This is a genomic window from Streptomyces sp. NPDC104831 (assembly GCF_055583025.1).
Genome location: NZ_JBVJOT010000001.1, coordinates 45,041 through 67,297 on the forward strand (window position 1 = coordinate 45,041; position 22,257 = coordinate 67,297).

A 22,257-nucleotide genomic window follows, 5' to 3' on the forward strand; every position below is an offset into this window, starting at 1 on the left:
GGTCTCCTCGGCGGTCGAGAACGGTCGTTCTCCATCGGTGCCGCTAAGGTAGAGAACGACCGTTCTCGACGTCAAGGAGACACGAGGAGCCCGGATGCCCGCCCCCGCCACCGCGGAACGCGACCGCGCGGACCGCGCGAGCCTGCTGGACGCCGCCGAGACGCTCTTCTACGCGCACGGTGTCCAGGCGGTCGGCATGGACCGGGTCCGGGATGCCTCCGGGCTGCCCCTGAAGCGGATCTACCGGCTCTTCGCGACCAAGGAGGACCTGGTCGTCGCCATGCTCCGGCGGCGCGACCGGCGCTGGCGGGAGAGCCTGGCCGCGCACGTGGAGCGCGTGGCGGACCCGCGCGAACGGGTGCTGGCGGTCTTCGACTGGCTCGCCGTCTGGTTCGCCGAGCCCGGCTTCCGCGGCTGCGCCTGGATCAACGCCCACGGCGAACTCGGCACCGCCTCCGAGGCGGTCCTGCGGGAGGTCCGCGCCCACAAGCGCGCCTTCCACGACCAACTGGCCGCCTGGGTCCACGCCACCGGCCTCCCGCTCACCGAACCGGTCTACCTCCTCGCCGAGGGAGCGATGGTCACGGCGGGCATCACCGGCGACCCGTCCCCGGCACGGCACGCCCGGGGGGCGGTGGAGTCGCTGCTCGGAGGCGCGGCGGTCTAGAGGATCACGTGGGGCAGGAAGCGGGCGTACTCGTCGGTGATCAGGCCGGTGGACTCGCGGATGCCGAGGCCCGCCGGTTCGTCGCCGACGATCCAGGTGCCGAGGACCACGTGGTTGCCGTCGAAGACGGGGAGGGGGGCCAGCTGCTGGTAGCAGCAGGGGTCCTCGCGGGGGGCCGGCGGGGTGCCGGGCCCGTGGACGGTGATGCCCGCGCCCTCGCGGCCCAGCAGGGGCTTGGCGACGTAGCCGGTGGTGGCGGCGAGGTCGCGGGGGCCGTCGAGGTAGGCGGGGAGCAGGTGGGGGTGGCCGGGGTACAGCTCCCACAGGATCGCCAGCAGCGCCTTGTTGCTCAGCAGCATCTTCCAGGCCGGCTCGATCCACAGGGTGCTGCCGGTGCCGCCGCCGTTGTCCAGGGTGTCCAGGACGTGGCCGCCGAAGGCGTCGGTGGTGAGCCACTCCCAGGGGTAGAGCTTGAAGATGCCCCGGATGAAGCGGAGCCGGTTGTCGACGAAGCGGCCGGAGAGGGAGTCCCAGCCGATCTCCTCCATCGCGAGCCAGTCCGTGGCGAGGCCGGCCTGCTCCGCCGTCTCCTTCAGGTAGGCGACCGTCATCAGGTCCTCGCCGAGTTCGTCGGCGGCGGAGTGCGCGAAGTGCAGGGGGGCGCCGGGCGGCAGCAGCGCGGCCTGGGCGCGCCAGGCCTCCACCAGGCGTTCGTGCAGGGAGTTCCACTGGTCCGCGCCGGGAAAACGTTCCTCCATCCAGAACCACTGCGGGGAGGCCGCCTCCACCAGCGAGGTGGGCGTGTCGGCGTTGTACTCCAGCAGTTTCGCCGGACCCGTACCGTCGTAGCGCAGGTCGAACCGGCCGTACACGGACGGCAGTTCGGCCCGGCGGTGCCAGGACTCGGTGACCGCGTCGGCCACCCGGGGGTCGGTGATGCCGAGGTCGGCGAGCCGGTCCTCGGCCACGATGTGGGCCGCCGCCGCGAGGCACATGCGGTGCAGTTCCGCGACGGTCTCCTCCAGCGCCTCGACCTCCTGGAGGGAGAAGACGTAGCAGGCGCTCTCGTCCCAGTACGGGCGCAGGGAGCCGTCGGGGTGGCGGGTGAGGGGGTAGACCAGGCCCTGCGCCTCGACGGTCTGCTGCCAGCCGGGGCGGGGGGTGAGGGTACGGCGTTCCATGTCGTCCGCTCCGGTCAGCCGCCGGAGCTGCCGTGGCCGCCGCCGAAGCCGCCGCGGCTCACCCCGCCGCCACCGTTGTCGTACGACGAACCGCCCGAGCTGCCGCTTCCCGAACCGCCGCCCGAGCCGCTCGACTTGGTGAAGGAGCCGTCGTCGACCCAGCCGTTCTTCTCCTTGCCGCCGTAGTACCAGTCGGCGTTGACCGGTCGCTTGGCGCCCTTCTTGACGGACCTCTTCCGGCCCGAGGAGGAGCCGCCGGTGGTCGTCTTGCAGTTCTTGTCGGAGACGACCTTGAAGCCCTTGGCGACGTTGTAACTGTCCCGGTCCACGCAGCGCTTGTCCGGGTCGGACGAGCAGGCGGTGAGGGCGGCGGCCAGCAGACCCACACCGCCCAGGACGACCGTGCCGGACCGGAGTTGCCTTTTGGTGTGCGCCATGGTGTGTCTCCCCCGTCGAGTCGATGTCCGGCGGACAGCCTAGAGAGGCGGGTGCGCGCGCCCGGCCGGGGGGTGGCTTTCGGCCGTCCGGCGCCCCTTCTCAGGGCAGTACCCGGCACAGGGCCTCCAACGCGCCCGTCCACGCGCTGTCCGCAGGTGTGCCGTAGCCGACCACCAGGGCGTCCAGGGGGTCGGCGACCGCTTCGGCGTGGCGGTAGTAGGACAGTCCGTGCAGGGCCAGGTTCTGGAGGCCGGCCGCCTGGACGACCGGCTGCTCCAGGCCCGGCGGGAGCCGCAGCACCGCGTGCAGTCCGGCCGCGATGCCCGTCACCCGCACCGCCGGCGCCCGGCCGGCCACGGCCGCGGCGAGGGCGTCGCGGCGGCGCCGGTAGCGCAGGCGGGCGGAGCGGACGTGCCGGTCGTAGGCGCCGGACGCGAGGAACTCGGCCAGCGTGAGCTGGTCCAGCGCCCCGAGGGTGTCGACGTGGCCCTTGGCCGCGACCGCCTCCTGGACCAGGGCCGGCGGCAGCACCATCCAGCCCAGCCGCAGCCCGGGCGCGAGGGACTTGCTGGCGGTGCCCAGATAGACCACCCGGTCGGGGTCGAGGCCCTGGAGGGCGCCGACGGGCTGGCGGTCGTAGCGGAACTCGCCGTCGTAGTCGTCCTCCAGGACCAGGGCGCCGGTGCGCCGCGCCCAGTCGACGACGGCGGCCCGCCGGTCGGGGTGCAGGGGGGTGCCCGTCGGGAACTGGTGGGCCGGGGTGAGCAGCACCGCACCGGCGTGGTCCGGCGGGCGGGGGTCGGTGCCGAGCGCGTCGTAGGGCAGCGCCGGGGTGGCCAGGCCCGCCGCGCGCAGCAGCCGCCAGTGGACGTCGAGGCCGTAGGACTCCACCGCGACCGTGTCCGCCCCGCGCGAGCGCAGCACCGCGCCGAGGACGCGCAGGGCGTGCGAGAAGCCCGCGGTGACCACGACGCTGTCCGGGGTGGCGCGCACGCCCCGGACCCGGGCGAGGTATCCGGCCAGGGCGGTGCGCAGCTCGCGCCGGCCACGCGGGTCGCCGTAGCCGAGCGCGTCGGCGGGGGCCGTGGCCAGTGCCCGGCGGGCGGCCTTCAGCCACGCGGTGCGCGGGAAGGCGGCGAGGTCGGGGGTGCCGGGGACGAGGCTGTGGGCGGGGCGGCCGGGCTCCCGGCGGCCCGGTCCGGACGCGGCGGACGGCGGGGCGACCACCCGGTCCGCCACCCGGGTGCCGGAGCCCTGCCGGGCGGTGAGCCAGCCCTCCGCGACCAGGTCGGCGTAGGCCTCGGCGACGGTGTTGCGGGCGATGCCGAGGTCGGCGGCGAGGGACCGGGAGGACGGCAGCCGGGTGCCGGGGGCGAGCCGGCCGGTGCGCACCGCGTCCCGCAGCGCGTCGGTCAGGCCCCGGCGCAGCCCGCCCGCGAGGGCCGGTTCGAGATGCAGGTCGACGCCCAAAGTGGCCCAGGATTCCGCCATGGGAATGGACCATACCCCTGGGCTGCCTCGGTTCTAGGGTCGAGAGCATGAGCACTTACGAGGAACCCGTCACCTACGCCCACGAGGAGCCGCCGCGCCTGCGCTGGGCCCAGCACGCGCCCGAGGTGTACAAGGCGATGATCCAGCTGGACGCCGTCGCCAACCAGGGCCTGGACCCCCGGCTGCGCGAGCTGGTCAAGATCCGCGCCTCCCAGGTCAACCACTGCGCGCGCTGCCTCGACATGCACTCCAAGGACGCCCTCGCGGCCGGCGAGAGCGTGGAGCGGATCATCCAGCTCGGCGCGTGGGAGGAGTCGCGGCACTTCTACACCGAGAAGGAGCTGGCGGCGCTGGAGCTGACCGACGCGATCACCGTCCTCACGGACGGGTTCGTGCCGGACGAGGTGTACGAGCGGGCCGCCAAGCACTTCGACGAGGCCGAACTCTCCCAGCTGATCGCCGCCATCGCCGTGATCAACGCCTGGAACCGGTTCGGCGTGTCCACCCGGACCCCTCCGGGCCACTACCACCCGGGGCAGCACAAGTGAACCGTACCCAGCTGCTGGACCCGAAGGTCTTCCAGGCGATGGCCGCCGTCAGCGCGGCGGCGAAGAAGGGGCTCGGCGACCCGGCCCTGGCCGAACTGGTGATGATCCGCGCCTCGCAGATCAACCACTGCGCGTTCTGCCTCGACATGCACCTGGGCCTGGCCCGCGCGAACGGGGAGTCGGAGGACCGCATCCACTTCCTGAGCGCCTGGGAGGAGACCGAGGAGCTGTACAGCGAGCGGGAGCGGGCCGCGCTGGCGCTGACCGAGGCGGTCACCGTCCTCACGGACGGGTTCGTGCCGGACGAGGTGTACGAGCGGGCCGCCAAGCACTTCGACGAGGGCGCGCTCGCCCATCTCATCGCCCTGATCACCGTCATCAACGGCTGGAACCGCCTGATGGTCAGCCGCCGGGTGCCCCCGGGGGGCCGGCGGCCGTGACCGGGACCGAGGAGTTCCGCGCCCTGCACCGGGGGCGCGTGCCGGGCGATCCGCTGGTGCTGCCCGGGCCGTGGGACGCGGCGGCCGCGCGGGTCTTCGCGGAGGCCGGGTTCCCGGCGCTGGCCACGCCCAGCGCCGGGGTGGCCGCCTCGCTCGGCTACGCGGACGGGGCCACCCCGGCCGACGAGATGTTCGCGGCCGTCGCCCGGATCACCCGGGCGGTGGACGTACCGGTGTCGGCGGACGTCGAGGACGGTTACGGGCTGGCGCCGCGGGAGCTGGTCGAACGGCTGCTGGAGGCGGGGGCCGTGGGCTGCAACATCGAGGACTCGCACGGGGGTGTCCTCGAGGACCCGCACGCGCACGCCGAGTTCCTCGCCGGGGTGCGGGAGGCCGCCGCCGGCCGGCTGTTCGTCAACGCCCGCGTCGACGTCTTCATCCACGGCGACGGCGATCCGGAACGGGCCGTCGAGCGGGCCGCGCTGTACCGCGCGGCGGGCGCCGACTGCGTGTACCCGATCTTCGCCCCGCCGGACGTGGTGCCGCTGCTGCGCTCGGGGATCGAGGGTCCGCTGAACCTGCTGGCCCGGCTGGACGGGGACGGCCCCTCGCCCGCCGCGCTCGGCGAACTCGGGGCCACCCGGGTCACGTTCGGGCCGGGCCTGCAGCGTCGGGCCACGGCGGCGCTGCGGGAGATCGCCGCCGGGCTGCTGCCGTAGACCCGGGACGTCCGGTCAGGACAGCCACTTCTTCCACACGGACGGGTGGCTGTCCACCCACTTCTTCGCCGCCTCGGCCGGGGACAGCTTCTGCTCGGCGATCATCAGCGACACCTCGTTCTGGTCCCCGGTGGTCCACCGGAACTTCTTCAGGAAGTCCGCCGCCTCGCCGCCGGACTTCGCGAAGTCCGCGTTGAGGTACTTCTTCAGCAGGGTGTGCGGGTAGGCGCAGGCGACCTTCGCGGCGTCCGCGTCGCAGCCCTCCTTGTACGGCGGCAGCCTCACCTCCGTCATCGGCACCTTCTCGAACAGCCACTGGGGGGAGTACCAGTACGTCAGGAAGGGCTTCTTCTCCTTGGCGAACCGTTTGATCTGGGTGATCTGCGCGGCCTCGGAGCCGGCGAAGACGACCTGGTAGTCCAGTCCCAGGTTCTTCACCAGGGCCTTGTCGTGGGTGACGTAGGACGGGGAGCCGTCCATCAGCTGGCCCTTGCCGCCGCTCTCCGCGGTGCGGAAGAGGTGGGCGTACTTGTCCAGGTTCCGCCAGTCGGTGACGTCCGGGTGCCGCTCGGCGAAGTAGGCGGGCACGTACCAGCCGATGTGTCCGGTCACCCCGAGCCCGCCGGCGGGTGTGATCGTCTTCTTGTCCTCGACGTAGCGCTTCACCTGCTCGGGGTGGCCCCAGTCCTCCAGGAGGACGTCCACCCGGCCCTGGCTGAGCGCGTCCCAGGCCGGGACCTCGTCGACCTGGACGGTGTCGACGCGGTAGCCGAGCTTGTGCTCCAGGACGTACCGGGCGACGGCCGCGTCGGCCTGCGCGCCCACCCAGGACTGCACGGACAGGGTGACCGTCTTCGCGCCCCGGGCGTTGGCGAACGGGCTGGCCTGCCTGGTCATGTCGGCGGCGCCGCAGCCGGTGGCGAGGGTCAAGGCGGCCGCGGCGGCGGTGATCGCGGTACGGCGCATGTCAGGCTCCCTTCCCCGGGCGGCGCCCGGTCGGCTGTGTCACCCGGTCGAGCATCAGGCCCAGGCAGACGATGGCGGCGCCGGCCACCAGGCCGGTGGCCAGGTCGCCCTGGGCGAGGCCGAAGGCGACGTCGTAACCGAGGGCGCCGCCGCCGACCAGGCCGCCGATGATGACGACGGCGAGGACCAGGACCACGCCCTGGTTGACGGCGAGCAGCAGCGCGCGCCGGGCGAGCGGGAGCTGCACCTGCCACAGCTGCTGCCGTCCGGTCGCGCCGAGCGAGCGCGCGGACTCCAGGGCGGCCGGGTCGACCTGGCGCAGGCCCTGCGCGGTGATCCGGACGACGGCCGGGAGGGCGTAGACGACGGCCGCGGCCACGGCGGGGGCGCGGCCGACGCCGAACAGGGCGACGACCGGGATCAGGTACACGAACTGCGGCATCGTCTGGAGGACGTCCAGGACCGGGCGCAGCGCGCGGTCGACGCGGTCGCTGCGGGCCGCGGCGATGCCGGTGGCGAGGCCCAGTACGAGGGTGACGGCGACGGCGGCCAGCACCTGGGAGAGGGTGTCGAGCGACGGCTCCCACACGCCGAGCACGCCGATCGCGGCCATGGCGAGGACGGCGGTCAGCGCGGTGCGCCAGGTGCCGATCAGCCAGGCCAGGGCGGCGACCACGAGCAGCACCGACCACCAGGGCATGCCCTGGAGCCCGGCGCGGACGGGGTCCAGGACCCAGGTGGTGAAGCGGCCCGCCCAGTCGGCGGTGCCGCCGACGACCGGGATGCCGGAGTAGAGGTGGTCGGTCATCCAGTCGACGGCCCGGTTGACCCCCTGGGCGATGTCCAGGGTCCGGCCGGCGGGCCAGTCGGAGGCGCCGAGCAGCCGGGCGGCGAGGGCGGCGGCGACGGTGCCGGCCAGGGTGGCGGCCCAGCCGGTGATCCTCGGCCGGCCGGTGGCCCGCGGGCGGGCGGTGCCGTCGCCCGCCGCTCCGGTGAGCCGGTCCAGCACGATCGCGAGCAGCACGAGCGGGATGCCGGCGGCGAGGGCGGCGCCCACGTCGACCGAGGCGAGCGCCTGGTAGACGCGGTCGCCGAGGCCGCCGGCGCCGATGACGGCCGCGATGACGGCCATGGACAGCGCCATCATGATCGTCTGGTTGAGGCCGAGCAGCAGTTCCTCGCGGGCCAGCGGGATACGGGCGGTCAGCAGCCGCTGGCGGCGGGTGGCGCCGAGCGACTCCACGGCCTCCAGGACTTCGGGGTCGGCCCCGCGCAGCCCGAGCGCGGTGAGGCGGGCCATCGGCGGGGCGGCGTAGACGACGGTGGCGAGGACGGCCGCGGGCACGCCGATGCCGAAGACCAGGACGACGGGGAGGAGGTAGGCGAAGGCCGGGAGCACCTGCATGGTGTCCAGGACCGGGCGCAGGGCGCGGTCGAGCCGGTCGGACAGGCCGGCGGCGACGCCGAGGAGCGCGCCGACGGCGACGGAGGCGAGGACCGCCACGACCATCAGGGCGAGGGTCTGCATGGTCGGCACCCACATGCCGAGCGCGCCGCAGGCCAGCAGGGCGAGGGCCGTGCCGGCGGCCAGGCGCGGGCCGGCCAGCCGCCAGGCGAGCAGGGCGCCGAAGGCCGTGACACCGGCCCAGCCCGCGGCGAGGAGGGTGAGGTAGACGGCGCGTACGGCGATGACGACCGCGTTGCTGAGGTGGCCGAGGAAGTACAGGAACAGGGGGTGGCTGTCCCGGTTGTCGATGACCCAGTCGCTGGCGGAGGCGAGGGGCTTGTCGAGGCTGATGGTCAGCGAGTGGGGCCAGGTTCCGTTGCCCCAGCGGTGCAGTACGGGCAGGAGGACCGCGGTCAGGAGGGCGAGCAGGAGGAGCTTGGCCGCGGCCCGGTTCCTGAGGAGGCGGGGGGCCTTGGTTCCGGAGGTCGGGAGGCTGAGCGTTGCCATCAGACGGCCTCCGGGGTGGCGCCGGCCGCGGCGGCGCCGTCGGTCCGCACGGTGGTGGCGGCCGTCGTCGCGGTGGTGGCCGTGGGCCGGGTGCCGGGGGTGACGCCCGCCACGACGCCGAGCAGCCGGTCGTGGTCGACCACGCCCAGGCAGCGTCCCTGGTCCATCACCCGCGCCGGGGTGCCCGCCCGGGCCACCGCCTCGATGGCCTCGGCGACCGTGGCCTCGGGGCGCAGGGCCGGACCGCCCGCGGCGTCCCCGGGGGACGCGGGGCGCATGGCCGTCCGGCAGGTCAGGACCTGTTCGCGGGGGACGTCGCGGACGAACTCGCGGACGTAGTCGTCGGCCGGGGCGCCGACGATCTCCTCGGGGGTGCCGAGCTGGACCACGCGGCCGTCGCGCATCAGGGCGATGCGGTCGCCGAGCTTCAGGGCCTCGCTCAGGTCGTGGGTGATGAAGACCATCGTGCGGCCCTCCTCCCGGTGCAGGCGGGTCACCTCGTCCTGCATGTCCCGGCGGATGAGCGGGTCCAGCGCGCTGAAGGGCTCGTCGAAGAGCAGCACCTCGGGGTCCACGGCCAGCGCCCGGGCGAGCCCCACCCGCTGGCGCTGGCCGCCGGACAGCTGGCCGGGGCGGCGCCTCTCCATGCCGGCCAGGCCGACCTTGGCGACGAACTCGGCGGCGCGCTCGCGGCGTTCGGACCGGCCGACGCCCTGGATCTCCAGGCCGTAGGCGACGTTGTCGAGGACCGTGCGGTGCGGGAGCAGCCCGAAGTGCTGGAAGACCATCGCGGCCCGGTGCCGGCGCAGCTCGCGCAGCCGGGAGGTGTCCATCGCGCGGACGTCCTCGCCGTCGATGGCGATGGTGCCGGCCGTCGGCTCGATCAGCCGGGTCAGGCAGCGGACCAGGGTGGACTTGCCGGAGCCGGACAGGCCCATGACGACGAAGACCTCGCCCTTGCGGACGTCGAAGGAGACGTCCCGGACGGCGGCCGTGCAGCCGGTGCGGGAGCGGAGTTCGGCCGCGGGCAGGGCGCTGAGTTCCGGGTCGGCGGGGACCCGCTCGGGCTTGGGTCCGAAGACCTTCCACAGGTGGGACACCGAGAAGACGGGGTCGCCCGCGGTGGGGGGCTTGCGGGTGGGGACGGTGAGGGTCATCGCAGGTCACCTCCGATCAGGTCGACGGCCTTCTCCCCGACCATCAGCACCCCGATCATCGGGTTGACGGCGGTCATGGCCGGGAAGACGGACGCGTCGGCGATGCGGATGCCCTCCAGACCCCGGATGCGCAGCTCGGGGTCGACGACGGCGAGTTCGTCGTCGGCGGCGCCCATCTTGCAGGTGCCGGCCGGGTGGTAGACGGTGTGGGCGGCCTTGCGGGCGTACTCGCTCAGCTCGGCGTCGCCGGTGATCTCCGGGCCGGGGCACACCTCGCGCTTGAGCCAGCCGGCCAGCGGCTCGGTCCTCGCGATCTCGCGGGCGATGCGGATGCCGTCGACCAGGGTCCGGGCGTCGTAGTCGTCCTCGTCGGTGAAGTAGCGGAAGTCGAGGGCCGGCTTGACGGCGGGGTCGGCGCTGGTCAGGTACAGGCGGCCGCGGCTCCTGGGCTTGGGGATGTTCGGGGTCATGGAGACGCCGAACTCGGGCCGCCGGTAGCCGAGGCGCTCCGGGTTGTCGGTGAACGGGATCTGGTAGAAGTGGAACATCAGGTCCGGTCCGGCGTGCTCCGGGTCGCGGCGCACGAACAGGCCCGCGTCGGAGTCCATCGCCGAGTTCTCCGGGATCGGGCCGTGGGTCTCCCAGACGATGACCGACTCGGGGTGGTCGAGCAGGTTCTCGCCGACGCCCGGCAGGTCGTGCACGACGGGGATGCCGAGCGCTTCGAGGTCGGCCCGGGGGCCGATGCCTGAGTGGAGCAGCAGGCGCGGGGAGTCGACGGCGCCCGCGCACAGCACGACTTCCTCGCGGGCGCGGACCAGCAGCTCCGTGCCGTCCTTGGCGCGCACCCGCACGCCCTCGGCGCGGGTGCCGTCCAGCTCCAGCCGGTACGCCCAGGTCTCCAGCAGGATCGTCAGGTTGGGGCGCTCGTCCATCACCGGGTGGAGGTAGGCGACGGAGGCGGAGGAGCGCTTGTTGTCCTCGGGGTGGTAGGCGAGGTCGAAGAAGCCGGCGCCCTCGGTGAACGGCGCCCGGTTGAAGCCCTCGATGCGGGGTACCCCGAGCGCCGACCGGGCCGCGTCGACGAAGTCGCGGGCGATGGCGTTCCGGTCCTTCTCGTCGACGGAGACGATGTTGTTCTTCAGGCGGGCGAAGTAGGCCTCCATGGGGACGGCGCCCCAGCCCTTGGCGCCGGCGGCCTCCCACTCGTCCCAGTCGGACGGCAGGGGCTTGAACGAGATCAGGGTGTTGTGCGAGGAGCAGCCGCCGAGGACGCGGGCGCGGCTGTGCCGGATGCGGGAGTTGCCGCGCGGCTGCTCCACCGTCGGGTAGTCGTAGTCGAGTTCGCCGCCGAGCAGGCCCATCCAGCGGCGCAGGGTGAGGACGTCGTCGCGGCCGACGTCGCTCGGGCCGCCCTCGATGACGGCGACGGTGACGTCGGGGTTCTCGGTGAGGCGGGAGGCGATGACGGAGCCCGCCGTGCCGCCGCCGATGACGACGTAGTCGTAGACGTGGGGGGTGGTGTCGGACATGGGGGTACTACTCCAGGTACTCGGACTCGGACTCGGTGCGGAGGTCTGAGGGAGGGCCGGCGGGCTGGGCGGGGGCCGGCGGGCCGGGGGGTCAGCCGGCGAACCAGCGCACCGGCTTCGGCGCGAGGTTCTCGTAGACGTGCTTGGTCTCGCGGTACTCGGCGAGTCCGGCGGGGCCCAGCTCGCGGCCGGTGCCGCTCCTGCCGAAGCCGCCCCATTCCGCCTGCGGCAGATAGGGGTGGAAGTCGTTGATCCAGACGGTGCCGTGGCGCAGCCGGGACGCCACCCTGCGGGCCTTCGCGGTGTCCGCGCTCCAGACCGCGCCGGCCAGGCCGTACTCGGTGTCGTTGGCGAGCCGGACGGCCTCCTCCTCGGTGCGGAAGGTCTCGACGGTGAGGACCGGGCCGAACACCTCCTCGCGGACGACGCGCATCTCGCGGTGGCAGTGGTCGAGGACGGTCGGCTCGTAGAACCAGCCGGACGCGGGGCGTTCGGGGGACGGCTCGGGCCGCTTGCCGCCGCAGCGCAGGACGGCACCCTCTTCGAGGGCGGAGGCGACGTACGCCTCGACCTTGGCGCGCTGCTGCTCGGAGACGAGCGGGCCGCACTCGACGCCGTCGACGGTGCCGCGGCCGAGCCTGATCCTGCGGGCGCGGCGGGCCAGTTCGGTGACGAAGCGGTCCCGGACGGACTCCTCGACGACGAGCCGGGCGCCGGCCGAGCAGACCTGGCCGCTGTGGATGAAGGCCGCGTTGAGGGCCTGGTCCACGGCGGTGTCGAAGCCCTCCTCGGTGGCGCAGGCGTCGGCGAAGACGACGTTGGGGTTCTTGCCGCCGAGTTCGAGGGCGACCTTCTTGACGGTGGGCGCGGCGGCCTGGGCGACCTTGACGCCGCTGGCCAGGCCGCCGGTGAAGGAGATCAGGTCGACGTCGGGGTGTTCGGCGAGCCGGGCGCCGACGGTGTGGCCGGGGCCGGTGACGAGGTTCGCCACGCCCGCGGGCAGGCCCGCCTCGGCCAGCAGGCCGATCAGCGCGACGGTGGTCATCGGGGTGATCTCGCTCGGCTTGACCACGAAGGTGTTGCCGGCCGCGAGCGCCGGGGCGATCTTCCAGCTGGCCTGGAGCAGCGGGTAGTTCCAGGGGGTGATCAGCGCGCAGACGCCGACCGGTTCGTGGACGACCACGCTGTGGATGCCGGGCGAGCCCGCGTCGACCACCCGGCCGGGGGCCTCGGCGGCGACCAGGTCGGCGAAGTAGCGGAAGGCGTCGGCGACGCAGTCGATGTCGACGCGGCCCTCCTCGACGGTCTTGCCGGCGTCCCGGCTCTCCAGCAGGCCGAGTTCCTCGCGGTCGCGCACGAGGAGGTCGGCGACGCGGCGCAGCAGCGCGGCGCGCTCGGCGACCGGGGTGCGGGGCCAGGAGCCGCGGTCGAAGGCCTGCCGGGCGGCGGCCACCGCGCGGTCGGCGTCCTGCTCGTCCCCCTCGGCGACCACGGCGAACGGCCGGGCGTCCGCCGGGTCGAGGATCTCCCGGGTCGCGCCGGAGGCCGCCGCGAGCCACGCGCCGTCCGCGTGGATGGTCGCCCGGGGCTGTCGTTCCGTTCTGTCCGCCATGTTCGGTGTTGCCTTCCGTTCCTGTTCCGTGTCCCTGTGTCACACGCGTGTCACTCTCGGGGACCGTCGCCGCCTGCCCAGGGCCCCGGCGAGGCATGCGGAATCCGTGGCCGAACGTGCGCGGGGTCACGGAAAACGGTGGGCATAACGGACGCAAACGGAAGGCCGTCGCAGGTCAGCCGGTTGCCGGCCGCGCCGTCAGCAGCTCCCGTACGCAGTCGCGCAGCCAGGCGTGGGCCGGGTCGGCGTCGTGGCGCGGGTGCCAGGCGAAGCCCAGCCGCATCGCCGGCAGCGCGAGCGGGATCTCGAAGACGGCCAGCCCGAGGGCGTCGGCCAGCGGGCGGCCCGACTCGGTGATCAGACCGACGAGGTCGGTCTCGCGCAGCACGAACAGCGAGGCCGGGTAGCCGCCGACGCTGCCCACCACCCGGCGCCGCAGACCGAGCGCGGCGAGGGCGTCGTCGATCGGGCCGTGCTGCCGGCCGCGCCGGGAGACGCCGAGGTGCCCCGCCGCCCCGGCGAACCGCTCGGGTGTCGGCGCGCCGTCCAGCAGCGGGTGGCCGGGCCGTACGACGCCGAGCATGCGCTCCTCGCGCACGGTCTCCACCCGCACCTCGGGCGCGGTCGCGTCGATGACCCCGACCTCCAGGTCGGCGATGCCCTGCCGCAGGTAGGGGGCGTCCGTGTGGCTCTCGCTGAGGAAGCGCAGCCGGACGCCGGGGGCCTCGCGGGCGGCGCGGGCGAAGAGGGTCGCGCCGTGGACGGCGGCGATCATGTCGTGGCCGAGGACGGTGAAGGTGCGGGTCACCGTGCGCAGGTCGGCGTCCCGGCCCGGCGCGAACAGGGCACGGGCCCGCTCCACCACCGCGCCGACCTCGGCGCGCACGGCGAGCGCGTGCGGTGTCGGCACCATCCGGCGGCCGGCGCGGACCAGCACCGGGTCGCCGAGCGCCTTGCGGATCCGGCCGAGGGTGCGGCTCATGGCCGGCTCGGACAGGTGCAGCCGGCGGGCGGCGCCCTGCACGCTCTCCTCCTCCAGCAGCACGTCCAGCGCGACCAGCAGATTCAGGTCCAGGCCGGTGGATTGCGTCATGTGCAGGTGTCCCTTGCGAAGGTTGCACTGGAAGTAAGGTCACGGGCGAGCCTACGGTGAGGGCGCATCCCACCCCACCCCCCAGCTCCCGGAGGAGCCGTGCCCGCGCACGCCCCGACCCGCCCCGTCCTGCTCACGCTGTGCGCCTGCGTCCTGGTCGCCCAGAGCATGGTCGCGGCCGTCAACCTGCTGATACCGCAACTGGGTTCGTCCGGTCTGCACCTGTCGCCCACCGAGGTCCTGTGGACGGTCGACGCCTATGTCATCGTCTTCGCGGGCCTGCTGATCCCGGCGGGCGCGCTCGGCGACCGCCACGGCCGCAAGGGCGCCCTGCTCGCCGGCCTCGCCCTGTTCGCCGCGGGCGCCGCCACCAGCGCGCTGGCCACCGGCCCGGTGCCGCTGATCGCGGGCCGGGGCCTGTCCGGCGCCGGGGCGGCGCTGATCACCCCGGCGACGATGTCGATCCTGGTGCACCTGGCCGGGCCCGAGCACCGGGCCCGGGCGATGGCGTCCTGGACGCTGGCCATCGGGCTGGGCGGCATGGCGGGCAACCTGGGCGGCGGCCTGGCCGGCCAGTACCTGTCCTGGCGGTCGCTGTTCGCCGCGATGGTGCCGCTGGCCGCCGTGCTCGCGGCCGCGGTGGCGGTGACCACCCCGCGCACCGCCCGCGCCGCGCAGGGCAGCCCGGACCCGGCCGGCACCCTGCTGCTCACGGCAGGCCTGGTCGCCGTGCTGTTCGGCATCATCGAGGGCCCCGGCCACGGCTGGACCTCGGCGCGCATCCTGACCGCGTTCACGGCGGGCGCCCTGCTGCTGGCCGTGTTCACCGCGCACGCCCTGCGCTCGCGCGCCCCGCTGTTCGACCCGCGGGTCTTCCGCTCCCGCGCGCTGCGGGCGACGACGCTGGGCCTGGCGACCGGCTTCTTCGGCCTGTTCGCGCTGTTCTTCGTCAACTCGCAGTACCTCCAGCGGGTCAAGGGCTACGGCCCGGCGGTGACCGGGGTCGCGATCGTGCCGCTGATCGTCGGCATGGCCCTGGTCCCGAGGTTCGCGGCCCGCTGGTCGGCGCGTCCGCGTCCGGTCGTCGGCACGGGGCTGGCACTGATCGGCCTCGGCCTGCTGGCCGCGTCCACGGCGGACGCGCACACGCCCTACCCGCTGTACGCCTGCTGGCTGCTGGTCATCTCGGCGGGCGCGGGCCTGGCCATGCCCGCGCTCACCCTGGGCGTCGTGGTGTCCCTGCCCGCGCACCGGGCGGGCCTCGGCTCCGGCCTCGGCACCTCGGCCCGCGAGATCGGCGCCGCCCTCGGTGTCGCCGTGGCCGGCACCGCGCTGGCGTCCCACTCCGACTTCGCGACCGGCATGGGCCCGGCGCTCCGGGTGGTGGGCCTGACGGTCCTGGTGGCCACGGCCGCGGTCGTCACCGGCTACCGCGACCCCGGCCGCCCGTCCCCGACGGCCCCGGCGGCTCCGACGGCGACGCGGCAGCCGGTCGCCTGAACCGTCCGGCGGGCCGCGCGCGCCGTGCACGGTGCGTCCACGCCCCCGGCGGCCCTGAAGACCCGGCGACCCCGACGGCCACGGCGACGCGGGGACCGGCGTCTCGACCGCCCGGTGGGCGTCGGGCGCCGCGTCCGGAACCCCGGCCGCCCGAACCGTTCGTGGGCGGTGGGGCGTCGTACCCGGTACGAGCCCCGATCGAGAGGACCCGCCGTGCGCCGTGTCCCCACCTGCGCGCTGACCGACGCGGCCCCGCCCCGGGTGACCGGCGGGCACGCGCCGGACCGCTATGTGGAGATCGGTTCCCTCACGAAGGCGCTGACCGGCACGTTGCTCGCCCGGCTGGCGGCGGCGGGCGTGGCCGGGCCCGACGATCCCGTCGAACGGTGGCTCCCGGCGCCTTCGGGCACCGGCATCACCCTGCTGCACCTGGCCCGGCACACCTCGGGTCTCCCCCGGCTGCCGCCCGGCACGGCGGGCCGGGACCCGTACGCGGCTTTCGGCCCGCCGCAGTTGGCGCGGCTGGTCCGCGGCCTGGACACCGTCGCCGTACGCCCGCCGGGGGACGAGGAGTACTCCAACCTCGGGTACGCCGTCCTCGGCGCCGCCCTGGCCGCCGCGGGCGGGGCCGGCTACGAAGAACTGCTGGAGGCGTACGTCCTGCGGCCGGCGGGCGTCACCGAGGTGACCGCCCGCCCGGCGCCCGGTCGGCGGCTGACGGCGCCCGGGCTGTGGCCGGGGACGCGGCGCAGGCCCTGGACGATGGACGGGGCGATCCTCCCGGCGGGCGGCCTGTGGGCGACGCCGCGCGCGGTCGCCGCGCTCGTCGTGGCGCTGCTGGTGGACCGGCGGCTGGGCGAACCGGCCCTGGGCTGGCAGTCGGCGGGGGCACTGACCTGGCACAACGGCGCCACCGGGGACGCCTCCGTGTTCGCCGGGGCGATGGCGGACGGGCGGTGGGCCGTGGTGCACCGGCTGGGCGGGCGGGCGGAGGACACCGACCGGGCCGGGATCGCGCTGCTGCGGCGGGCGTAGGGCCGCATACGACGAGGTCCCCTCCCGCCGTCGCGGGAGGGGACCTCGTGTGTGGAGCGCCGGGCAGGCCTTGCACCTGCATCTCCCCGCAGGAAGCGGGGCGTCTTTCCTTGGACCACCAACGCACAGTCGGCTTCCGGGAGTTCCGGTGGCCGGTGTGTGATCGACTATAGCCCACACCGGCCGCCGGAGTCACATCCGGACGCTCAGATGAGGCCGAGGCCGCGGACCGCGTCGCGCTCCTCCGCCAGCTCCTTGACGGAGGCGTCGATGCGGGCGCGGGAGAACTCGTTGATGTCCAGGCCCTGGACGATCTCGTACTTGCCGTCCTTGCAGGTGACCGGGAAGGAGGAGATCAGGCCCTCCGGGACGCCGTAGGAGCCGTCCGACGGGATGCCCATGGAGGTCCAGTCGCCCTCGGCGGTGCCGTTGACCCAGGTGTGGACGTGGTCGATCGCGGCGTTGGCGGCGGAGGCGGCCGACGAGGCGCCACGGGCCTCGATGATCGCGGCACCGCGCTTGGCGACGGTCGGGATGAAGTCCTCGGCCAGCCACTTCTCGTCGTTCACGACCTCGGCGGCGTTCTTGCCGGCGACGGTGGCGTGGAAGATGTCCGGGTACTGGGTGGCGGAGTGGTTGCCCCAGATGGTCAGGCGCTTGATGTCGGAGACCGAGCTGCCCGTCTTCTTCGCGAGCTGGGTCAGCGCGCGGTTGTGGTCCAGGCGGGTCATCGCGGTGAAGCGCTCGGCCGGGACGTCCGGCGCGGCGGCCTGCGCGATGAGCGCGTTGGTGTTGGCCGGGTTGCCGACGACGAGCACCTTGATGTCGTCCGCCGCGTGGTCGTTGATGGCCTTGCCCTGGGGCTTGAAGATGCCGCCGTTGGCCTCCAGCAGGTCACCGCGCTCCATGCCCTTGGTACGCGGGCGGGCGCCCACCAGCAGGGCCACGTTGGCGCCGTCGAACGCCACGTTCGGGTCGTCGGTGATGTCGATGCCCTTGAGCAGCGGGAAGGCGCAGTCGTCCAGCTCCATCGCCGTGCCCTCGGCGGCCTTGAGCGCCGGGGTGATCTCCAGGAGGCGCAGCCGGACCGGCACGTCCGCGCCGAGCAGCTGGCCGGAGGCGATGCGGAAGAGCAGGGCGTAACCGATCTGGCCGGCCGCGCCGGTGACGGTGACGTTCACGGGAGTGCGGGTCATGGCGTTCTCCGTATGACAGCTGGCGGTGGGGCGTCCCTGCCCCGGGCGGATGATCGATCTCTTGGTATCAAGAGAGATCAGCGGACAGGCTATCGCTCATCCGGCATGCGAGACGTCCGGGGCCGTGTGGCTCACCCCACAAGGGGACCAGTGGGGACGTAACGCCTGGCCGGCGGCGGTGTGGGGACGCGAACGGCGGCCGTCCGCCGTCCGGGAGAGGTGGGACGGCGGCGGCCGCCGGTGGGGGGGCCGGAGTTCCGGACTCCCGTGGGGGTACCTTTCGCGTGCCCGGGATCCGGCGCCCTATGCGCGTCTACCGGAATTCTTCACTCCGTGCAGCCGGTCTGGCCCGAGGCGAGGGTGGCGCAGGCCCTGGCCTGAGCCGGGTTCCGTACGGCGACCATCGGGGTGTACCCGATGGTGTCCCCCGCTGCGGTGATGTCACCCGTCTGCCGTTCCTTGCCCGCGCTGACCCGTACGGTGTCGCCGGGCACGCCGCTGGTGATCCGGCCCCAGACGGTCCCGCAGACCTTGCTGTAGCGGACCTCCAGGGTGGTGGTGCCCACGGTGGCGGTCTTGGCCGTGGTCACCAGGTCACCGCCGCAGCCCATGGCCTCGGCGTCCTTGCCGGTGCAGTCGGAGCCGGCGCACTTGACGCCGGGGGGCGGGCTGGGGTGGGCGGAGGCCGACGGGGAGGGCTTGGCCTCGTTCCCGGCCTTGCCGTCGCCGTCGCGGTGAGTGAAGTAGAAGACCCCGGCGATGAGGGCGAGCACGCCGATCAGCCCCGCGAAGAACATCACCACCTGCTGCCGCCGCGCGGACCACCCCTGCCCCGGCCCGGTGTGCCCCCCTGCGGGGGTACGGGCCGGACCGGACGGCGTGCCCAGGGGGCGGGTCGCGTCGGGGCCGGGCGGGGTGTCGAGGGCGCCGGCGGGCATGCCGGGGGTTCCGGCGGGGATGTTGAGGAAGTTGGCGGGAGTGCCGAACGGTCCCGCCGAGGCACCCGAGGGACCGGCGGGAGTGCCCAGGGGGCCGCCGGGGGCGGCCGTCGGGCCGGCGGGCTTGCCGAGGGGGCCGACGGACTTGCCGAGGGGCGCCGAAGGTGCGGCCGCCGGGGTTCCGCCGGGCCGGGCGCCCGGGCGCGCGCTCGCCTGCGACGGGCCCCGGTAACCGGCCAGGCCCCAGGAGTTCTTGACGGGCGCACCGGTGCCGCCGGCCACCGCGCCGGAACCACCACCGGCCGTGGTGCCCGCGCCCCCGCGACTCGCCGGGCCCTCGCCGCCGTCGCCTGCCGCACCGGAACCGGCACCGCCCCGGCCGGCCGCGGTCCCGCCACTCGCCGGGTCCGCACCGGACCGCCCGCCGGCCGCCGGGCCGCCACCGGCCGTACGCGCACCGGAACCACCGGGAACCGTGCCCGCGCCGCCACGACTCGCCGGGCCCCCGCCAGCGTCACCCGCCGCACCGGAACCGGAACCGCCCCGGCCGGCCGCGGTCCCGCCACTCGCCGGGTCCGCACCGGACCGCCCGCCGAGTGCCGCGCCACCGTCGCTCGCCGCACCGGTGCCAAGAGCACCCCGGCCGTCCGAGGTCGTGGCCCCACCGCGCGCCGGACCGTCCGCCGCCGTGCGGTCGCGGGTGCCGGTGTCCGGGTCCGTCGGCTGGGAGGGGACGGCCGGCGAGGCCCAGCCGGGACCGGTACTCCCCGGCACTGCGGCGGTACGGGTGCCGCCGCCCTGTGCGGATCCCGCGCCCGTGCCTGTTCCCTTGCCGGACCCGCTTCCGGCGCCCTGCCCGGCTCCTTCGCGGGGCCCCTTGCCGGCGCCCGTCCCGGCCTCCTCGCCCGCGCCCTGCCCGGTGCTCGCGCCGAGCCCCTTGCCCGCGGTCTTTCCGACACCCTTCCCGGCCGCCTTCCCGGCAGCGGGCCCGGTGTCCTCGTCGGCGGGCTTCCGGTTGTTCCGCCCCTCCGCTATCCGCAGTGCCTGCATCGTGCTGCCGTCCCGCACTTCCGCCCGGCTCCAGGCGCGTTCGGCCCGCTCCCACAGGGTGGTCAGCGGGCCCGGGTCGGTGCCGGTGGCCTCCGCGAGGGCGATGACCGCACCCTTGGGCGCCAGCAGCCGGCCGCCCAGGTACCGGTCCCAGGACGTCGCGCCGTAGCCCGTCCGGTCGGCCAGTGCCGCGACGCTCAGACCACCACGGTCCACCAGTTGCCGCAACCCGACGGTGAACTCCGTGATCTGCGGGTCCAGATCGTCCGGCAAGGCTGTCCATCGAGGCATGGGTTCCCCCTCTTCCCCCGGTCGTGCTGTCGATCTCGAGCGTCCCCGGCCACCCACAGGGATGCGTTGCCCAAGGATTCCAGTTCCCGGGGCCGGACGCACACGACGGGTGGCCGGCGGCGGGCCCCCACCTCGGCGGGCCGGGACGGGAGGTGGCCCGCGTCCCCGGGGGAGAGGCGGGCCACCTGCCGTACGGCGCGCGCTACTTGGTGAGCGTGAAGTGCAGGATGTCCTTCAGGAAGGGCAGCTTCAGCAGCGGGTCGGGCTGGATCATCAGCGCCAGCAGGAAGATCGCCAGGCCCAGGACGCCGTAGGTGGCGATGTCCGTGAAGCGGGAGCGTACGGCGAGCATGCCGACGTCGGGCAGCATCCAGCGCAGCACCGCGCCGCCCAGCAGGGCGAGACCGATGATCAGCGTCCCCGCGCGGAACGCGTCCAGCGCGGTCACCAGCAGACCGAGCGCGACCAGGCCGACGACGGTGAGCAGCGGCCACTGCCGGGCGGGCGCCGGAGCGCCGCCGGGCGCCGCCCGGCCGCCGCCCTCGGGGCGGGCGGTGTCCCGGGTGAAGAGCGGGAAGCGGCGGGTGACGCGGCGCGGGCGCCCCGTGGCGTCCGGGGCGCTGATCGCGTCGCGCACCGTGGGTTCCGCGTGCTCGCGGGCGTCCTCAGCCGGCACTGCGCTCCGCCGCCTCGACCACGTTGACCAGCAACTGGGCCCGGGTCATCGGGCCGACGCCGCCGGGGTTCGGGGAGATCCAGCCGGCCACCTCGGTGACGTCCGGGTGCACGTCACCGACGATCTTGCCCTCGGCGTTGCGGGAGACGCCGACGTCCAGGACGGCCGCGCCCGGCTTGACGTCCTCGGCGCGGATCAGGTGCGGGGAGCCGGCCGCCGCGACGATGATGTCGGCGCGCTTGAGGTGGGCGGACAGGTCACGGGTGCCGGTGTGGCACTGGGTGACGGTGGCGTTCTCGCTGCGCCGGCTGAGCAGCAGCGGCATCGGACGGCCGATGGTGACACCGCGGCCGACGACCACGACCTCGGCGCCCTTGATCTCCACCCCGTGGCGGCGCAGCAGGGTGAGGATGCCGTTGGGGGTGCAGGGCAGCGGGGCGGGCTCGTTCAGGACCAGCCGGCCGAGGTTCATCGGGTGCAGGCCGTCGGCGTCCTTGGCCGGGTCCATCAGCTCCAGGATGCGGTTCTCGTCGATGCCCCGGGGCAGCGGGAGCTGGACGATGTAACCGGTGCAGGCCGGGTCCTCGTTCAGCTCGCGGACGACCGCCTCGATCTCCTCCTGGGTGGCCGTGGCGGGCAGTTCGCGCTGGATGGAGGCGATGCCCACCTGGGCGCAGTCGCGGTGCTTGCCGGCGACGTACTTCTGGCTGCCGGGGTCGTCCCCGACCAGGATCGTGCCGAGGCCGGGCGTGACGCCCTTCTCCTTCAGCGCCGCCACGCGGGCGGTCAGATCGGACTTGATCGCGGCTGCGGTGGCCTTGCCATCGAGAATCTGGGCGGTCATGTCCCCATCCTCGCGGATGACCCGCTCCCGGTTCCAATCCGGGTGTCACGGCTTGATCGTTGATGTTGCACTTGCACAACACATGGGGTCACCGACTGGACAAATTTCGCCCACAGCCATGACGATGATCGGCGCAATACCGCGGTCTGGTGGGGGGCAAACCGCTCAGTTCCTGACGTTCCTCCGTGCCTTCCGCGCCGTCCCCGAAGCGTTAACAGAGGAAATCGGTCATGAGTTACGGCTCGCCCAACCCCGGCTACGGCCCGCCCCAGGAGCCCCAGCAGCCCTACGGCTACCCGCAGCAGGGACAGCCCGGTTACGGCTACCCGCAGGCGCCCGGTCTGCCGCCCCAGGGCGCCGGTTACGGCTACCCGCAGGCACCGGGCTTCCCGGGCGGACCGGCCCCGCGCGTGGCCTCGATGGGCCGCCGCTTCGGTGCCCGTCTGATCGACGCCGTCGTCTTCGGCGTGATCTACGCCATCCTGGTCGCGGTCGGCGTCGCGGGCGTCATCGGCGAGGCCAAGAAGTGCGACCCCTCGGCGGTCGACTACCAGAGCTGCATCGACAACGCCGGCTCGAACGTCGCCAGCGGCATAGCCGCGGCCATCGGCGTCATGGCGGTGATCGGCCTGGTCTACGAGTGGCTGATGACCGGCCTGTGCGGCGCGACGCTCGGCAAGCTGGCCGTCGGCATCCGGGTCGTCAAGGTCGAGGACGGCCGAAAGCCGGGCCTCGGCAAGTCGTTCATCCGCTGGATCATCCCCATCGTGGGCAGCTTCGCCTGCGGAATCGGCCAGTTGGTCGTCTACCTGTCCCCGTTCTGGGACAAGTCCGGCCGCCAGCAGGGCTGGCACGACAAGGCCGCGAGCACCATGGTCGTCCAGAACTGACCGTACGCACCGCCAAGAAGCCGTGCGCCCGTGAGGGCG

The 22,257-nt window shown here is 74.3% G+C and carries 20 protein-coding genes; 7 read left to right on the forward strand and 13 right to left on the reverse strand.

What is annotated here, in order from left to right; genetic code table 11:
• Positions 1–94 precede the first annotated feature (94 nt).
• Positions 95–667 (forward strand): TetR/AcrR family transcriptional regulator, encoded by a 573-nt coding sequence (locus tag ACZ63H_RS00215; RefSeq protein ID WP_469860634.1) that lies wholly within the window; start codon positions 95–97, stop codon positions 665–667.
• On the opposite strand, the gene ACZ63H_RS00220 is transcribed toward ACZ63H_RS00215, so the two are convergent.
• The 3 genes from ACZ63H_RS00220 to pdxR form a co-directional block, all read right to left on the reverse strand.
• A complete protein-coding gene (locus ACZ63H_RS00220; protein WP_469860636.1) occupies positions 664–1,848 on the reverse strand; it encodes a glutathionylspermidine synthase family protein in 1,185 nt (394 codons plus the stop codon). The two genes, ACZ63H_RS00215 and ACZ63H_RS00220, sit on opposite strands and share 4 nt — an antisense overlap.
• Before the next feature lie 14 nt (positions 1,849–1,862).
• Complete coding sequence (locus ACZ63H_RS00225; protein ID WP_469860638.1) at positions 1,863–2,285, reverse strand: hypothetical protein; 423 nt, start codon at positions 2,283–2,285, stop codon at positions 1,863–1,865.
• A 100-nt stretch (positions 2,286–2,385) separates the two neighbouring features.
• Entirely contained in the window at positions 2,386–3,777 is a 1,392-nt protein-coding gene (pdxR, locus tag ACZ63H_RS00230) for a MocR-like pyridoxine biosynthesis transcription factor PdxR (RefSeq protein ID WP_469860640.1), read from the reverse strand.
• 47 nt (positions 3,778–3,824) lie between these two features.
• Here pdxR and ACZ63H_RS00235 point away from each other — a divergent pair, with 47 nt between their 5' ends.
• The 3 genes from ACZ63H_RS00235 to ACZ63H_RS00245 are packed head-to-tail and all read left to right on the forward strand — an operon-like array spanning position 3,825 to position 5,484.
• A complete protein-coding gene (locus ACZ63H_RS00235) occupies positions 3,825–4,325 on the forward strand; it encodes a carboxymuconolactone decarboxylase family protein (protein WP_469860642.1) in 501 nt (166 codons plus the stop codon).
• Positions 4,322–4,765, forward strand: a complete 444-nt coding sequence (locus ACZ63H_RS00240) for a carboxymuconolactone decarboxylase family protein (protein ID WP_469860644.1) — start codon at positions 4,322–4,324, stop codon at positions 4,763–4,765. The genes ACZ63H_RS00235 and ACZ63H_RS00240 overlap by 4 nt, the downstream gene beginning before the upstream one ends.
• Positions 4,762–5,484, forward strand: a complete 723-nt coding sequence (locus ACZ63H_RS00245; protein ID WP_469860646.1) for an isocitrate lyase/PEP mutase family protein — start codon at positions 4,762–4,764, stop codon at positions 5,482–5,484. The genes ACZ63H_RS00240 and ACZ63H_RS00245 overlap by 4 nt, the downstream gene beginning before the upstream one ends.
• Before the next feature lie 15 nt (positions 5,485–5,499).
• Here ACZ63H_RS00245 and ACZ63H_RS00250 read toward each other — a convergent pair whose 3' ends face one another.
• The 6 genes from ACZ63H_RS00250 to ACZ63H_RS00275 form a co-directional block, all read right to left on the reverse strand.
• Positions 5,500–6,450, reverse strand: coding sequence for an ABC transporter substrate-binding protein (locus ACZ63H_RS00250; protein ID WP_469860648.1), 951 nt, complete (start codon positions 6,448–6,450; stop codon positions 5,500–5,502).
• A 1-nt stretch (position 6,451) separates the two neighbouring features.
• Positions 6,452–8,404 (reverse strand): ABC transporter permease, encoded by a 1,953-nt coding sequence (locus ACZ63H_RS00255; RefSeq protein ID WP_469860650.1) that lies wholly within the window; start codon positions 8,402–8,404, stop codon positions 6,452–6,454.
• Positions 8,404–9,561, reverse strand: a complete 1,158-nt coding sequence (locus tag ACZ63H_RS00260; protein WP_469860652.1) for a quaternary amine ABC transporter ATP-binding protein — start codon at positions 9,559–9,561, stop codon at positions 8,404–8,406. The genes ACZ63H_RS00255 and ACZ63H_RS00260 overlap by 1 nt, the downstream gene beginning before the upstream one ends.
• Positions 9,558–11,093, reverse strand: coding sequence for a GMC family oxidoreductase (locus ACZ63H_RS00265; RefSeq protein WP_469860654.1), 1,536 nt, complete (start codon positions 11,091–11,093; stop codon positions 9,558–9,560). The genes ACZ63H_RS00260 and ACZ63H_RS00265 overlap by 4 nt, the downstream gene beginning before the upstream one ends.
• 91 nt (positions 11,094–11,184) lie before the next feature.
• Positions 11,185–12,705 carry an aldehyde dehydrogenase family protein gene (locus ACZ63H_RS00270; protein WP_469860656.1) on the reverse strand — a complete coding sequence of 507 codons (1,521 nt, stop codon included), beginning with the start codon at positions 12,703–12,705 and terminating at the stop codon, positions 11,185–11,187.
• Positions 12,706–12,880: 175 nt separating this feature from the next.
• Positions 12,881–13,798 (reverse strand): LysR family transcriptional regulator, encoded by a 918-nt coding sequence (locus tag ACZ63H_RS00275; RefSeq protein ID WP_469860658.1) that lies wholly within the window; start codon positions 13,796–13,798, stop codon positions 12,881–12,883.
• A 99-nt stretch (positions 13,799–13,897) separates the two neighbouring features.
• On the opposite strand from ACZ63H_RS00275, the gene ACZ63H_RS00280 reads away from it, so the two are divergent.
• Positions 13,898–15,298 carry an MFS transporter gene (locus ACZ63H_RS00280; protein ID WP_469860660.1) on the forward strand — a complete coding sequence of 467 codons (1,401 nt, stop codon included), beginning with the start codon at positions 13,898–13,900 and terminating at the stop codon, positions 15,296–15,298.
• 213 nt (positions 15,299–15,511) lie between these two features.
• Positions 15,512–16,333 carry a serine hydrolase domain-containing protein gene (locus ACZ63H_RS00285; RefSeq protein ID WP_469860662.1) on the forward strand — a complete coding sequence of 274 codons (822 nt, stop codon included), beginning with the start codon at positions 15,512–15,514 and terminating at the stop codon, positions 16,331–16,333.
• Between the two features lie 206 nt (positions 16,334–16,539).
• On the opposite strand, the gene ACZ63H_RS00290 is transcribed toward ACZ63H_RS00285, so the two are convergent.
• The 4 genes from ACZ63H_RS00290 to ACZ63H_RS00305 form a co-directional block, all read right to left on the reverse strand.
• Positions 16,540–17,529 carry a malate dehydrogenase gene (locus ACZ63H_RS00290; protein ID WP_467942479.1) on the reverse strand — a complete coding sequence of 330 codons (990 nt, stop codon included), beginning with the start codon at positions 17,527–17,529 and terminating at the stop codon, positions 16,540–16,542.
• Positions 17,530–17,855: 326 nt separating this feature from the next.
• Positions 17,856–19,808 carry a helix-turn-helix domain-containing protein gene (locus tag ACZ63H_RS00295; protein ID WP_469860664.1) on the reverse strand — a complete coding sequence of 651 codons (1,953 nt, stop codon included), beginning with the start codon at positions 19,806–19,808 and terminating at the stop codon, positions 17,856–17,858.
• A gap of 202 nt (positions 19,809–20,010) precedes the next feature.
• Positions 20,011–20,484, reverse strand: coding sequence for a DUF3017 domain-containing protein (locus ACZ63H_RS00300; protein WP_469860666.1), 474 nt, complete (start codon positions 20,482–20,484; stop codon positions 20,011–20,013).
• Complete coding sequence (locus ACZ63H_RS00305) at positions 20,474–21,328, reverse strand: bifunctional methylenetetrahydrofolate dehydrogenase/methenyltetrahydrofolate cyclohydrolase (RefSeq protein WP_467942483.1); 855 nt, start codon at positions 21,326–21,328, stop codon at positions 20,474–20,476. Before ACZ63H_RS00305 ends, ACZ63H_RS00300 begins: the two co-directional genes overlap by 11 nt.
• Positions 21,329–21,558: 230 nt before the next feature.
• Between ACZ63H_RS00305 and ACZ63H_RS00310 the strand changes: the two genes are divergently transcribed.
• On the forward strand, positions 21,559–22,218 hold the full coding sequence (locus tag ACZ63H_RS00310) for an RDD family protein (RefSeq protein ID WP_469860668.1): 660 nt from the start codon (positions 21,559–21,561) through the stop codon (positions 22,216–22,218).
• The last annotated feature ends 39 nt before the right edge of the window (positions 22,219–22,257 follow it).